Source organism: Actinopolymorpha sp. B9G3 (genome assembly GCF_040120725.1).
Classification (GTDB): Bacteria; Actinomycetota; Actinomycetes; order Propionibacteriales; family Actinopolymorphaceae; genus Thermasporomyces.
On record NZ_JBEEAB010000012.1, the window covers coordinates 203,817 to 218,478 of the forward strand.

Consider the following 14,662-nt stretch of genomic DNA (forward strand, 5'->3'; position numbering starts at 1 on the left):
GGATCGCCAACGCAGTCGGCGCCCGCACCACCTACACCTGCTGCGGCCAGTCCTGGACCAACCAAGACGCCTACCGCGCCCACTGGAACACCCACTCAGAGCAGACGCCACAAACCCGCAGCCTGCCCACCGCCACGCCCGTCGTGCCGGCGGGTGTCGTCGAGGGTCCCCGACCGACCGGCGTTCCCGCCGGTGACCGGGGCCGCACCACCACCACGACCACGACTAGGACGACCGGCACTGTGACCCGGGCCGCCGGTCGGGCAGCCCGCTACTGGCAGAGGAGAACACACATGGCCGAAGGTGCCAAGCAGTACCTCGACTCCTTCAACGGCCTGCTCGACGGCCTCCAGGAGTTCGACAACCACGCCGATTTCGCCGCCAAGCTGGACGACCTGGCCGCGATCGAGCGGCAGCGTGCCGAGATCGTCGCCGATTTCGTCGCCGACCTGGGCTCCTGCATCAAACTCGACCACCGCGTCACCAACGCCCTGGTCACATCCGCCGAAGAAGGCGACCTGCTCGGCGCATTCGAGAACGCCGCGAAAACGTTCCGCTCCGTCTACGAGTCAATCCTCGAAGCCGAAGAGAACGGCGTCGCACCACTCAAGGCCGCTTCCTAACCCACACCATCCACCCCCTGCCCACAGAGGGCCGGCTCGTGTCCCGCAGGCCGGCCCCGCCCCCATCGACCCTGCCGAATGACCCAGCTGAAAGGAGACGTGATGGCGAGACGACGTCCCGCCCGCCGGCCGGCGCGGCGAGGTATGCGGCGACCGGACCGCCGGTTGGCACGTCGCCAGCAACCCCTCGAACCCCTTAACCGACCCTTCGACCGCCCGGGAGCCGGACGTTTCGACCGGCCCGGCCCGCGGAACCTGAGCGGTCCGCGGAATCTGGGCGGCTGCCCGGAGCCGCGTCCGTGGGCGACCTATGGGCGGCTGTCCGCCCGGTTCGGCCGCTGGTACTTCCGGTACCGGTGGGAACTCGCTCCCGTCACCTGGGCGCTCGTGACCGCCGTCGCCGGCGTGGTCGCGGTCGAGCTGCTCGCCACGTCGACGATTCTGCTGGTCGCCGGCGCGGTCTGGGCCGGCACCGCAATGGCCGTCCGGCGGTGGAAGAACGCCCGCTACCGGACCCACGCCCACGCCGCCGCGTTGGCGACCGGCGGCTGGGCGACCGCCGCCTCGGTGTGGGGCGCGAACAATCAGTGGGTTGCCGCGGCTCTTGTGGCGGCGACTGCTGCGGTCGGGATTCCGTGGTGGCTCAACCATGCCGTCCGCGACCACGTCGTTCAGTTGCGGGAGCGGGAACGCTGGTCGGATGTCGCCGGCCAGATCCAGCTGGCCGGGTCGAAGATGCTCCGCCGCAAGACGCTCACCGACACCACGACCGGACGCGAGATCGGCTGGGAAGCGCTCATCGAGCTGCCACCGGGCCAGACCGCGAACGCCCTCGCAGCCCAGAAAGCGCGGATCGAATCGCTGCTCGGACTACGGATCGGGTCGGTGCAGGTGGCCAAGGTGCTCAAGCACGCCCGCCGCGCCACCATGACCGTGGTCCGTGACGACGTGTTCTCCTCCACCGGCGAGATCCCCCACCCGGCCCTGGCCGAGGCGTGGGAAGCCGGCTCCCGGTCGATCGTCGACCCCGTGCCGGTCGGGGTGTGCGAGGACGGCACCACTGCGACCATCCAGCTCGTCGACCCCAACTCTGGTGCGAACCGTGGACTGACCATGGGCGCTGCCGGTGGCGGGAAGAGCAACTGGATCAACGTCAAACTCGCCGCTGCCGCGGCCAGCGCTGACTGTGTGATCTGGTACGGCGAGGTCGCCAAACGCGCCGCCAAAGCCCGTCCCTGGCTCGGCTGCCTGGACATGCCACCAGCCGACACCCCGGCCAAGGTGCTGGCCATGCTCAAAGCCGGTGAGGCGGTCATCGCCGAACGCGGCGTGTTCGCCGGGGAGACCTACGGCGACGACGCCATCCCACCCGGCAACGGCGTCCCGACGGTGTTGATCATGTTGGACGAGTTCGCGTCCATGGTCGCCGACCCCACCCACGGGGAGGCGATCCTGGCCTCGGCCACCAACGTCGCCCGCACCGGACGGTCGCTGCTGGTCTCGATCGACATCCACAGCCAGCACGGTTCCGCGGGCGCGTTCGGCTACGGCCAAGCCGCACAGCTCATCGCCCAGCTGAACATCCGGGCCTGCTTCCGGCTGGCCAAGAACGAGCACTCCCGGTTCGTGTTCCCGTCCCACTACGCCCAGATCGACGCCTCGGCGCTTCCGCATGACGGGTCGTTCTACCTGTCCACCCGCGGCGACGTACTCCCCACGCTGCACAGGGCGTACGCCTTGTACAAGCCGGAGGACGTCCGCAAAGTCGCGGACCGGCTATCCGCCGGCACCCGTCCCAGGCTGGACGAACGGTCCGCCACCGCCGCCGCGAACGTCCTCGGCAACCAGTACACGGACACCGCGAACGGAACGTCCAGCGACCTCGAGGAATCCGGAGGCCTCAAGGGATCCGCGGCACAGTCGCGGACTGGTCCGCGGACGCTGGCACCGGCACCGGTCCCGATGTCCGCAGACGAGGCAGAACGTGTCCGGGTCGACATCGAAACAACCCGCACCCGCATCCGCCAGGCCGCCGACGCCGCGTTCCGCCGCGCCGACGCCACCCGTACTGCCACTGGCGGAACTGGCTACCTGTCCGGCAACACCACCACCGTGCCCACGCCCCGGCAGGGGATCGACATCGACCGGCCGGACGACGACGAACCGGATGATGCGCAGGACGAGTTGGCGCGTCGCATCCTTAACGTCCTCGGCAAGGCCGCGGGCATCCCTGTCAGCGCTGGCTCGATCCAGGCCAACTTCGGGGTCGACGTGTCGAGGGCAACCGTTGTGCGTCGTCTCAACACGCTCCAGGACGCCGGCTTGGTCCGCATGGTCGGTGCCGGCCGCGGCGCTGGGTGGACTCTCACCCGTCACCTTGAGTAGCCGACTTTGGCTCACAAACGAATCAGCTCATGAGTCAATTCGCCCATCGCCCGCGCGTAGAGAAGGTTTTCGGTTTTCGGTTCACGTGAGCTGATTCGATTCCGCGCACACGCCCCGTAATCACACACGGCAATCGCCGGGGGGCGGCCGACCAGCCCGCGAAGCAGCTCGGCCGCCCCCCACATCGTTCCCTCCATCGAAAGGACGATCTCCAGTGTCTCGTACCAGTACTTTTGGCAGGCCCGGCTGGGTCCTCTCGGCCGCGGCCGCCGTCATCACCGGTCTGCTCCTGTCCGCACTCTCGCCCGTCCTGGCGATCGCCGCCGGTGTGCTCGCCCTGGTCGTCATCGCCGTCGACGTCGCACAGATCGTGGCAAGGCGGTGGTCCAGGTGACCCCATCCATCCCCGCCCAGCAGGCCGCCCGTCACCTCCGCGCCCTCATCCGTGTCGGCATGACCGTGCCGCAGATTTCTGTCGCGTCCGGCGTCGCCGTACGGGTCGTTCAAGACGTCGCGTCCGGCCGCCAAGACCGGGTGCTCCGGGCAACCGCCGAACGGCTCCTCGCCGTCACCAACCCCAGTCCAGGCCCGCCCGGGACCATGCCGTCCATCGGTGTCCTCCGACGAATCCAGGCACTGCTGGCGATGGGATGGCGTCACCGCGACCTGGACCTCCGTACAGGCCTGGACACCAGGACCGTGCTGGACCGCGGCCACGGCTGGGTACCGCCCTCGGTCCACGACGCCGTTTGCCGCGTCTACGACATCCTGTCCATGACACCAGGGCCGTGCCCCCGCACCCGCGACGAAGCACGCGCCGCCGGCTACGCCCCACCCCTGGCGTGGGATGACAACACCATCGACGACCCGGCCGTGCTGCCTAACCTGCACGGCGACGGTCAGGACGCGGGCGTCGACGAGGCCGCCGTACTGCGTCGCATCGCCGGCGACCGGGTGCCCGTCACACCGGCCGAAGCAGCGCAAGTGATCGCCAGGATGCGCCGCGCCGGGCTCCCCGACGCGGCCATCACCCGAATCACCCGGCTCCGCACCGACCGGTACGCACCGCTGCAGCGTGATCTGAGCCGGGCGGCGTGATGGGGCGCCGCTCGTACGGGTGGCGCGACGCGGTCATGATCCAGCTCTGGGACGGACGACAGGTGCCCGGCCGGTGGATCAGCGGACTCCCCGCCTTCCGCTACGGCTGGGCACCTGACGGACTCGCCACCCGCCGGCAGGTGCGCGCCAAGCGGCTGTGTCCCGGCGGGCACGAGCCCTACGCGCTGCTGGTGTGGCGACGTGACCGTGCCTTCGCCTGGCTGTACCGCCTCGACCTCGCCCAACCTTCCCGTATCCCCACCGCCGCGCAACAAGCCGCACTCACCCGCGCGATGGCGGCCCGCCGCTGGTGTGCCGGCTGCCAGCAACACGCCGATCACTGCGTCGCCCGGTCCACCGGCCTGTGCGGCGACTGCATGGCCAAGCAGACGGGCCTGGCCGCATAACCGCCCTGCGTACCCGCAACGCCTGCCTGCAGCACCACCCTCACATCCAGAAGGGAAGCACCGAGATGTCCGAGATCACCGTCGACGACGACCAGCTCGTCGAGCTCGCCAGAGAACGATTAGAGGACCTCGCCGACCGCGGCGGCTGCCTCGACTGCGGCCAGACCATGACCGAGCTCGCCTTCGGCGATGTTGTCTGCACTCCGTGCGGCAACACCTGGGACGACTGGGACGACTACCTGCGCGACGTCGAACGGCAGGCCGCCTGAATGCCGCGTCTGCAACGCGACCTCCGTCCCATCGTCAAAGCCGCGCTCAGGGCCGGTTGGCGCGTCCAGACCACCCGCCGTGGCCACCTCAAACTCCGATCCCCACGCGGCGCCATCGTCGTCCTCGGCGGCACACCGTCGGACCGCCGCGCCCACCGCAACGCCCGCGCCCACCTCCGCCGCGCCGGACTGAACTGCTGACCCACAACCAGCCCAACCCCTTCTCCGAAAGGAAACTCCATGCGCAATGGTGAGATCACCACGACCGTGGCCGGGAACCTGACCGGCGACCCCGAACTCCGCTTCACCCCAAACGGGGCGGCCGTCGTGTCGTTCACGGTCGCGGTTAACTCCCGGTCCTATGACCGGCAGACCGGCCAGTGGACCGACGGGGATACTTCGTTCGTCCGCTGCACGGCGTGGCGGCAGCTGGCCGAGAACGTCACCGAGTCGCTGCAGAAGGGCGACCGGGTGGTGGTGGCTGGCCGGTTCGCAGAAGACCACTGGACCGACGCCAAGACCGGGGAGAACAGGTCGTCGTGGAAGCTGACCGCCGACGCGGTAGGTGTCGAGCTGAGCTTCGCCACCGCAACCCCGAAACGGGCACGCCGGGCACCAGCCACAGCTCCGGATGACCCGTGGGCCAACGGCACGCCGACACGCCCCGAACCTGTCGGCGCCGGGGCCGATCCCGCCGGCGAACCACCCTTCTAACCACACATTCGACGACTGACACGGCGGCCAGGCACACCTCCTCCTCGGGGGTGTGCCTGGCCGCTATTTCTTGTGGCAATGTCCCACGTCCCCTGTGTGGAGAGAGGTTTCCGAGACTGTGGTGGCTCCCGATCACGACGACCTGCCCGACGACGCCGGTACCCACGAGGCTGCGGGGATGGCTGCCGAACCGTCCGCCGATGGGAAGGGGCCAACCCAGGCGCAGATCCTGATGCAGATGGCCGAAGACGCCTACCGGCTGATCCGGTCCACCGACGGCCGCACCTACGCCGTCCCCCGACTCGGCCCGAACATCGCCGTCCCCCTCGCCTCCAAATCAGGGGCCGGGATCCGCGCCAAACTTGCCGACTCCCTGTGGCGCCAGACTGGCAAAGTCGCCACCGGCTCGGCGCTGTCCGACTGCATCAACGTCTTGGAAGGCGAGGCCAGCGAACTCGACCCCACCCCGGTGTTCCTCCGCATGGGCCACACCGGCGACACCGGCGACTCCGACGACGGCGAGGCGTTGGTGGTGGACATGGGCACCGAAACCGGGCAGTGCATCCACATCACGCCCGACGGGTGGGACATCCGCCCGTCGTCGCCGGTGATCTTCCGCCGCTCCGAGCTCACCCACCCCCTCGTCGAGCCAGTCCGCGGCGGCACTTTGGCGCCGCTCCGGACACTGGTCAACCTGTCCGAGGACGACTTCCGACTGGTGATCGGCTGGGTGGTTGCGGCGTACTTCACCGACATCCCGCACCCGATCCTGCTCGTCCAAGGCGAGCAGGGCACCGCGAAGTCGAACCTGATCCGCTGCCTACTCGGCCTCATCGACCCCCAACCGGCCGAGGACCGGGAGAGCCCGGCCGACAAACGCGAGTGGGCGATCTTCGCCCGCGCCTCGTGGGCGTTCAGCTTCGACAACGTGACCGAGATCCCGGACTGGCTGTCCAACTCCCTCTGTAAAGGAGTGACCGGCGACGCGGTGCTGCAGCGGGTACTGCACTCCGACGAAGACATCGCCGTGTTCTCGTTCCAGCGGGTGATTGCGATGACCACCATCGCGATCAAGCACGACCTGGCCGGTGACCTGACCGACCGGATGCTGCTGGTCGAACCCGAAGTCATCGAACACCGCCGCGCCGAAGCCGACATCGCCGCCGCCCGTGCCGCCGCACTGCCCGATGCGCTCAGCGCAGTGTTGGACCTGGTGGCCGGGGTGCTCGCCCAACTGCCCACCGTGCAGCTGCCGGATCCGCCGAGGATGGCCGACTTCGCCGAAGTGCTCGCAGCCGTCGACACCGTGACCGGGTGGGCCACCCTGCCCACCTACCGCGCCCGGGTCGCCGCGCTGGGCATGGCGCTCATCGAGGGCAATACTTTCGCCCGGGCGCTGCACTGGCACGCCGCCACTCTCAAGCCCGGCCACGCAGGCGGGAGCTTCGAGCCGGGTGTGTGGGAAGGCACCGCCGAGGACCTGCTCACCGCCCTCCGAGCTATCTGTGAACGTCACGGGCTGCCCGTCGACGAGCTGCCCAAAGACGCGAGAGCGGTCGGGCGCAAGGTCCGCGAGATCGCCCCCTCGCTGCGCAAGGTCGGCGTCGACATCCGCCCCGATCGGACGAACAAGCGCCGCACCCTTCGGCTCCAGCGCATCACCGACCACAACCTGCTCTCCGGGCAGGGTAGAAGCACTCCTCCTTCTTAGATTTCAGAAGGAGGAGAACTGATGTCACTGATGTCACCCGCGAATCATCTGCGCAGGTCAGGGCCCGGTTTTCGGCGGTGACAACAAGCCGATGCTGTTGTCACCTTGTCGTCACTGATGTCACCGCCCCGGTGACAACAACCCGGTCCCAGAGACATCAGGTGACAAGAAGACCGTGCTCATGTCACCACCCGGAAAGGCCGCCTGACCTGCACGGACGCGCGCCCGGTGACATCAGTGACATCGATTCGGGCCTGTTCCAATCTGCGCGCCACCCACGTCGTCCGCACAACCCGCGCCGACACCGCCCGGCCGGGGCGGGGGATGCCTAACCCCACCCCGCACCGTCGGCTCGCGGCACACCGGCCCTGCACCCCCGCCGCGCCGCGCCGCCCGCTGACCGTGGCGCCCCGCCTGTGGCCGGCGATGTAGGCATCCCCCGCCCCGAGGAGATCCGTCTCATGTCCGAACCACGTTGTCGTCGCTGCCGTGGCCGCCTGACCCCGATCTACCCCGGCCAGACCGAACACCCCACCTGCTCACCCACCCCAACCGGATGGATCCCCAAAGTCACCGCCCAACAAGTCACCCTCGACCTGTCCGACGCCAAGGGCGGACCGGTGCGCCTCGCCCTGGAGCTGGCCGGCCTTGGCTGGCACGTGTTTCCGCTCTCACCGGTCAGCAAACGACCACTCGGCAACTGCCGCACCTGCCGAACCATCGCCCGCGGCACCCCGCACCCGGCGGAGGAATGCCCATGCCTGCCCGCCGGCAAGTGGTGCCACGGAGTCCGCGCCGCCACCACCAACCCGACCATAATCACCGGCTGGTGGCACGACGAACCACACGCCGTCCCCGGGATCGCCGCCGGACCATCCGACCGGGTTCTGATTGACATCGACACCCACGGCGACCCGCTTCCGGATGACCTGGCCACCGGACTCCTTCCCGGTATTAACCTCGCCGCTGAACCCATCGACGAGCACCAATGGCGAGACCCCGGCCGCTACCGCGACGGCAGGGACACGCTCCGCCTTCTCGCCCAGATTCGCGGCGGGACGCATCCTTGGCCGGGCGACCCTGGTCACCAACCGGTCAGTGTTGCCACCCCATCCGGCGGGCGACACCTGTGGTACCGGGCACCCGTCAAAGGGCTACGGCAAGCACTCAGCAACCACGGACTCGGCTGGCAGATCGACGTCAAAGCCGGCTGGTCCTACGGTGTCGCGCCTGGCGCCACCACAACCGCAGGCAAGTACGAAGTTGTCACCGGTGACATCGCCAACCCAGGCCGGCTGCCGGCCTGGCTCGCCCGCGAAGTCAGCCGCGTCACCACTCCCCGCCCACCGCGGCCCGTCCGGCCCGTGCCGCCACCACAACCAGGACTGAGTTCGTCCGGACGAGGCCCGGCCGCCTACCTCACCACCGTCATCAACCGCGGCACCAACCGACTCACTGGCATGCGCGACGGCCGCAAACGCGCCCTCGCAGCCCTCGCGTACCACGCCGGCGGCCTCCTCGACTGGTCCGGCCTCGACGAAGCCGACGTCACCAACCAGCTCGTCGCCGCCGGCACCGCCAGTGGCCTCTCAGCCAACCAAGCCCACCGCATCACCCACCGGGCCCTGGCCAGAGGTATCGCCACACCATTACCTGCTCCCACGAGCTCGCGACGATCTCCGCCCATCCGATCTCAGGAGGTGGCATCGGAGTGACTCAAGCCCGACGGAAGGATCGCGTGCGCCCCGTCGAACCCGACCTGCAACCCGAGACAATCACGGAGTATGTCCGCGGTCTAGTCGCAGGCTGGCCGCCCCTAACGGATGGGCAGCGCCACCGCCTCACGGTCCTGTTGCGTAGCTGTGGAACGGATGGCGAGGATCGGAGCGCAGCATAGGTGGGACCACGAAAGAAGCGAGGGGCGGATCGGCTCGTCGGCTGTCAAGGGGCCGGAGCCCGCTTCGGAGGAGCTTCACCGGGAACGCCGAATGTGTTGACGCAACGACTTCCTCCGAAGGCGCCCACTGAGAATCAGATCGCGGAATGTCGCCTGGCACCTGGAATTCGACATTCAGACGTATCCCTGATGTGAGCCCTTGACGCGCCGCCGCGACCTCGCCAGTCACACGCCTGATCGTGTCAGTCCAGGCACGACTCTCCAGGCCTTTCAACGCAGCCGGTGAAGGCCATGCAACATCGGGCTCGTTCGAACTCCTCACGAGGATTGCCTCGTGCCAGCTAGCGTACGGCCGGGGCAGCTTGTGCAGGTGAACAGGTACATCGATCCGACGTCGCCGAGCATGATCCCGTGGGGGCGCCCAGGCGTCACGATCCAGGATGCTGCGTGGTTTAGCAATCGATGGAGCGTCGCGGTCTTCGAGTGGGAGCCACCGCCCTTTAGAACCGAACTCGTCGCTAGCGATGGTCAACAAACGTTTCATTGGATGGCCACGCCCACACACCGGCCACTCTGGGTCCTGGATCCAGTGTGGATACCCACCCACCTTCGTTCCAGGGGCGGTAGATAGCGCGTACCGGTACTGTTCATCGTTTTGGTCGTCCCACTGTGCGACTCGTGCACGGAGCTCATCGTGAAGATCTTCAATCGACGGACACTCCACGACCCGCTCGGAGCTTAGCACGCACGGGATCGGCACATAGTCATAGGCGAACATCTCGTCGTCGAACCGTGACGCCGGTGGTGGACTGGATCGCGACTCACCGATGCCTGTCGCTTGCCGCCAAACAGTCAGCGGGCGCGGTCCCCACCAAGATGCGGAGTGGTGGTTCGGACACCACCGCAACTGGAATAGGTCGCACCGCTCCGGAAATGGCAACTCAGGCACGTCCCGAGCGAACAACTGCAGTACCGCGACCAGCGGGACCGGAACCTCCGACGGGCGATCCTGCCTCCGACGACCAACGAATGTCCCATCGTCTCGCTGTTCGACCTCCGCACCTGTCTTCATGCTCTATGCCATTGCCTGATCCATCGACGCGACCCACGACGGCGCCTCGACGTCCTCGTATTCCACATGGGGTTCCTGACACGGGGGCCATGCCTCATCAGCTGGCCAAAGCAAGGGCCCAGCGAGCGAGCTGTCGCCCCGGCCAGGGTCACCGATCCGGGGATGCAAACGAACTGTTTGCCCCCGGAACTGCGTCAACTCCGAAGAGATCTCACCAACGTCACGCGGGGCAGGCGGGGTTGTACGACTCACCAGGTCCAGCCCCCCAATGCAGGCTCTCACTGCGTTTTGCGGCAATGGGTTCAGTGGATCGCTGATCTCATCCGTCGGTGCCCGGTTCCACCGTGTGGTCGATGACATCAACGGGGCCAGTTCCGGGCTGAGCCCATGGAAGGCGGCCGGCCCTCTCCATCTCGCGGTTGGCGGCGAGCAGCGCCCGTTGCAGTTGATCGCCCTTCGCATCGATGGTCACGACGAACGGCACAGCCTGGCTTCGCCAGCGATCTACGACATTCGGTAGGATCGAGACGAACGACTCAGCGACCACAGACGACTCGGCCAGCCCGCGCGCGGCAACCAAGTACCCACTGGCGCTGCCAAACCATTCAAGGTCAGAGATCAGGTCGGTCGCCGCATCGAGGCCCGCCACTTCGTGAGGAAACATGAAGGCCTTGGACAGGTAGTCCACGAGCGAGGCGAGGTCGGATAGACCCGCGAGGTCGAGCCTAATGAGGCTCATCCCACGCGAGTGGGCCTGTTCCTCGAAGCGTGCCTGCAGGGCATCGTTAACGCCGAGATGAATGGTGAACGGCTGCGCGATGGGGGTCATGGCCCGATCCAAGTTGGCGCATTGACGTGGTCCCAGTAGTAGATGGCATTCGGGTTGGCGGGGTCCCCCTCGATGATTACGCGGTGGACGCCTCGCTTAGCTCCGGCCTCGGCTGCTGTCCACTCGGTGTAGTTACCTCCGCGCGGAAGCAACTCATCCGAGTTGCCGTAGACCTTGCCGTCGTGGCCAGGGAAGCGGATCTTCCCAGCTGCCGCGCGTTGGATTGCGTCGTCGACGTTGGACCGAACTGCCGGCGACAGTGCATCAAGGGCTGACGTGCCGGCCTTTGCGGCTGTTCGAGTCCTCCTGACCCCTTTCACTGCGAGTTTGACGCCGCCGATGACGGCTTTTCCAGCTATCGCGGCTAGTTTACCGACAGGAATGATGCTTGCTGCGGCGAGGCCGCAGGATGCGGAGATTCCTGGGCTGTTGGCGCAGTTGATGTAGTCCTCGGCGAGGAACATGCCACCTGCGGCGAGTACGTCCATTGGGCCGGCGGTTCCGCTGGTGTAGGTGCGGGGTGTGATGCCTGTGCCGCCGAGGCCGGCGCAGCCGCTTCCGTAGGCGCCTGTGCTATTCAGCGGGGACGTCGAGGAGCCGCAGTAGGTGCGAGTCCGATCTGTTTGCGGGGAGGTGGCAGGGCCGGAACCTCCAGTCGGGTCTGTCTGCAACTGAGGGGTCGGTGCGGTGCGCCTGGTTGGCAGGCCAATTGGCGTGCCGTCGGAGCCGAGTGGGGTGCCGTCTTCTTCGATGGCGTAGTGGCCGTCGTAGTCGAGGCGGGTAATTGGGTTGCCGGCGGCGTAGCCGTAGCGGTTGCCGTTGAAGGGGTCGGTGGCCAGGTTCATGTCGGCGAGTGCGCCGTTGTAGGTGTCGCGGGTGAGGAAGCGGTTGAGGCCTGGGCTGTAGTCGCGGAAGCCGAGGTCGTAGCTGTTGGTGGCTGGGTCGTAGCGTTTGGCGGTGTATCGGTAGGGGTTGTAGGGCTCCTGGTCGGGGTTTTGGGTGTCGGGTTTGTCGATGCCGGTGAACAGGTCCTCATCATCGTTGCCGTAGGCGGTGTAGCCGTAGGTGGCTTTCGTATCGCCGGCAGCGTCAGTGAGGGCGTCGACGTCGGTGTGGGGGCTGTAGGAGTAGTGGGCGTCCTCGCTGCCACCGCCGTCCAGCGCGGTGGTTTGGGTGAGCCGCTGGCCGTAGGCGTCGTAGGAGAAGCTCTTCTTTACCTGTCCGGCGACGAGCTCGGTCACGACCTTGTTGGAGTGTCCGAGGTATTCGTAGTCGGTGGTCTTCTCCCCCGCTCCACCAACATCAGTGGTTTTGGATGCGGTGCGGTCGAGCGGGTCGTAGGTGTAGGTGGTGGAGGTGCCGGTGTTCTTGGTGTGGCGTTTGATCCGGTCGAACCCGTCATATCGGTACGACTCGACCAGCTCATCGGCGGCGGTGACGGTGTCGAGGCGGCCGAACGGGTCGTAGTTGTAGTTCGCTGTGGTCCCGCTGGTGGTCGCGGACACGAGCCGGTTCCGGTTGTAGCTGTAGCTGGTGGCGACGCCACCGATCTGTTGGGAGATGACGTTGTTGTTCGCGTCGTGAACGTACGACTCGCTGCCGGCGCTCGTGCCGGTCTTCGTTAGTGATCTGATCCGGTCGAGCGGATCATAGACGTACGCCGAGGTGGTGGTGAGGGTGGCGGCGTGGTTGTCGGCGTTCATCCGCCGCGCCACGTCGGAGAGTTTGTTGCCGTTGGGGTCCCAGGTCAGGTCGTGGCCGGTGACCACGGTCCCACCGGGTTTGGTCTCTTCCTGGGATTTGAGCAGCCCGTCGAGGTAGTAGCCGTAGGTGACGGTGTTCTGGTTCGGCTTGGTCTCCTGGAGCCGCATCCCGCGGTCGTCGTAGGTGTAGCTGGTGATCTTCGGCGTGGTACCGGTGTTGTCGGTGACCTCCGACAGCAGGTCCCGCACCTCATAGGCGTAGTCGATCGCCTTGTTGTCGTGGGTGCGGCTGGCGAGGGTCCCGTTGGGGTGGTAGTCGAGGGTGGTGGTGTGCTTGGTCTGCGCACCAGCCTTCTCCAGCACCTCTTCGACCTGGTTGAGGTCGGTGTAAGTAACGTCGTAGCCGTTGATCGCCGCACCCGGACTCGCATCCGTGATCAGCTTCAGGTTGCCGTTCGGGTCGTACCGGTAGCTGAAATCGATCAGCTCGTTATCGGCCTCACCGGAGTTGTCACGGACCAGCTTGATCGCATCCGCCGAGACGATGCCGCCGGCGTTCTGCTTCAGGACGATCTTCTGACCGGTCGCCTGCTCGTCGAATGTGAAGGAGCCGAGCGATCTCCACTCCCCGGCGTTGGTCTGCTGGTTCAGTGTCTGGTTCGCGGTGCCGGTGGCGTGGGTGATGGTGTAGGCGGCGTTGGTCGCGGCACCGGACACGTCGGGGTGTTTGACGAAGACCTGGTAGGTGCCGTCGTCGGGGATCCGCAGCTTCCAAGTGAACTCATCGCTGCCTGTACCGGCGGCGTGGGTGCGGTAGTCGAACCCGTGATGCCCCGGCGCGGCGGTCCCGGTCGCCCAGTTGCCGGTAGGGCTGGCCGCGGTGTTCTGGGTGTCGGAGTTGTCGACCAGCACGGTCGCCGCACCTACCGGCACACCGTCGTCGGTGCGGGAAGCGAGGTTCCCGGACAGGTAGTAGCCCCAGCCTTGGGTCCGCGACGCCGACCCACCCGCACTGGACACGATCCGCTCGATCTGCTGGCCGAGGTCGTTGTAGTCGTAGGACGTGGTGATGTCCCACGGGTCGGCCGAGGTCTTGGTCCAGCCGTTGTCGAAGTAGCCGTAGGTCGTGTCGTTCCGTACCGACTGCCCGTCCGAGGGTGGTGCGGACACCTTCGACAACCGGCCCACCCCGTCATAGGAGAACAGGGTGGACACATGGCTCCGGTAGTCCGGGTTGGTATCGGCCGGGTCGAACGGGGTGCGCCGTTCGGTGATCCGGTTCATCTCGTCGTAGACGGTTTCGGAGGTGAAGTCCCCCGCTGCACCGGTGGCGACACCGCGGGGTGACTCGACCTTGGTGGTGTTGCCGTTCTCGTCGTAGGTGTATTTGGTGGTGTGGTAGACGATGCTGTCGGGGTTTCCTGGGTCTTGCAGCTTGTGCGGGACTGACGCCTGCCGAACCTTGCCGCGGGCGTCGAGGGTGAGCAGGGTCTGGTTGCCGTCCTGGTCGGTCTGCTTGTTGACCAGGCCGTCGAAGTCGTAGGTCACCGATGTGGTCTTGCCCGCGGCGTCGGTGGTTGTGGTGGGCCAGCCGGCGATGTTGTAGTCGTACTGGGTAGTGAAGTCGCCGGTGTCAGCTGTGGCGTTCTTGACCGGGTCGACGACCTTGGTCAGGTTGCCTACGTTGTCGTAGCTGTAGCTGGTGAGCCCGCCGTCGGCGTCGGTCATTGAGATCATCTGATCGACGGCGTTGTAGACGTAGCTGGTTTTGAAGTCGTCCGGCACGCTGGTGGTGAGTACACCTTTCGGCTCAGTCACCGAGTTGACTAGGCCGTGTCTCCTAAACCCTGGCGGTAGTTGAGGATGGCGGCAGCGAGGGTGAGTCCGCCGAGGTAGGTGATGGCGTACTTGTCGTAGCGGGTGGCGATGCCGCGCCATTGCTTGAGTCGGTTGA

General features: G+C 66.9%; 12 protein-coding genes and 1 pseudogene. 10 read left to right on the forward strand and 3 right to left on the reverse strand.

Features of this window, described 5'->3' with window-relative positions; all coding sequences use genetic code 11:
* Positions 1 to 293 precede the first annotated feature (293 nt).
* From ABNF93_RS21495 to ABNF93_RS21540, 10 genes are all read left to right on the forward strand, one after another.
* Positions 294 to 623, forward strand: a complete 330-nt coding sequence (locus ABNF93_RS21495; protein ID WP_349329920.1) for a hypothetical protein — start codon at positions 294 to 296, stop codon at positions 621 to 623.
* Between the two features lie 102 nt (positions 624 to 725).
* Positions 726 to 3,008, forward strand: coding sequence for a winged helix-turn-helix domain-containing protein (locus tag ABNF93_RS21500; RefSeq protein ID WP_349329921.1), 2,283 nt, complete (start codon positions 726 to 728; stop codon positions 3,006 to 3,008).
* Positions 3,009 to 3,222: 214 nt separating this feature from the next.
* On the forward strand, positions 3,223 to 3,402 hold the full coding sequence (locus ABNF93_RS21505; protein WP_349329922.1) for a hypothetical protein: 180 nt from the start codon (positions 3,223 to 3,225) through the stop codon (positions 3,400 to 3,402).
* Positions 3,399 to 4,106 (forward strand): hypothetical protein, encoded by a 708-nt coding sequence (locus tag ABNF93_RS21510; RefSeq protein WP_349329923.1) that lies wholly within the window; start codon positions 3,399 to 3,401, stop codon positions 4,104 to 4,106. The genes ABNF93_RS21505 and ABNF93_RS21510 overlap by 4 nt, the downstream gene beginning before the upstream one ends.
* On the forward strand, positions 4,106 to 4,513 hold the full coding sequence (locus ABNF93_RS21515; RefSeq protein ID WP_349329924.1) for an RRQRL motif-containing zinc-binding protein: 408 nt from the start codon (positions 4,106 to 4,108) through the stop codon (positions 4,511 to 4,513). Before ABNF93_RS21510 ends, ABNF93_RS21515 begins: the two co-directional genes overlap by 1 nt.
* 65 nt (positions 4,514 to 4,578) lie before the next feature.
* Complete coding sequence (locus tag ABNF93_RS21520) at positions 4,579 to 4,782, forward strand: hypothetical protein (protein ID WP_349329925.1); 204 nt, start codon at positions 4,579 to 4,581, stop codon at positions 4,780 to 4,782.
* Positions 4,783 to 4,983 carry a type II toxin-antitoxin system HicA family toxin gene (locus ABNF93_RS21525; RefSeq protein ID WP_349329926.1) on the forward strand — a complete coding sequence of 67 codons (201 nt, stop codon included), beginning with the start codon at positions 4,783 to 4,785 and terminating at the stop codon, positions 4,981 to 4,983.
* Positions 4,984 to 5,022: 39 nt separating this feature from the next.
* Positions 5,023 to 5,496 carry a single-stranded DNA-binding protein gene (gene ssb / locus ABNF93_RS21530; protein WP_349329927.1) on the forward strand — a complete coding sequence of 158 codons (474 nt, stop codon included), beginning with the start codon at positions 5,023 to 5,025 and terminating at the stop codon, positions 5,494 to 5,496.
* 118 nt (positions 5,497 to 5,614) lie between these two features.
* On the forward strand, positions 5,615 to 7,207 hold the full coding sequence (locus ABNF93_RS21535) for an AICE element replication initiation protein (RefSeq protein WP_349329928.1): 1,593 nt from the start codon (positions 5,615 to 5,617) through the stop codon (positions 7,205 to 7,207).
* Between the two features lie 461 nt (positions 7,208 to 7,668).
* On the forward strand, positions 7,669 to 8,922 hold the full coding sequence (locus tag ABNF93_RS21540) for a bifunctional DNA primase/polymerase (protein ID WP_349329929.1): 1,254 nt from the start codon (positions 7,669 to 7,671) through the stop codon (positions 8,920 to 8,922).
* A 1,573-nt stretch (positions 8,923 to 10,495) separates the two neighbouring features.
* On the opposite strand, the gene ABNF93_RS21545 is transcribed toward ABNF93_RS21540, so the two are convergent.
* From ABNF93_RS21545 to ABNF93_RS21555, 3 genes and pseudogenes are all read right to left on the reverse strand, one after another.
* Entirely contained in the window at positions 10,496 to 11,005 is a 510-nt protein-coding gene (locus ABNF93_RS21545; protein WP_349329930.1) for a barstar family protein, read from the reverse strand.
* Positions 11,002 to 14,526, reverse strand: a complete 3,525-nt coding sequence (locus ABNF93_RS21550) for a golvesin C-terminal-like domain-containing protein (RefSeq protein WP_349329931.1) — start codon at positions 14,524 to 14,526, stop codon at positions 11,002 to 11,004. The genes ABNF93_RS21545 and ABNF93_RS21550 overlap by 4 nt, the downstream gene beginning before the upstream one ends.
* An 8-nt stretch (positions 14,527 to 14,534) precedes the next feature.
* Positions 14,535 to 14,662: pseudogene (locus ABNF93_RS21555) on the reverse strand (IS5-like element ISMt1 family transposase); the annotation flags it as partial.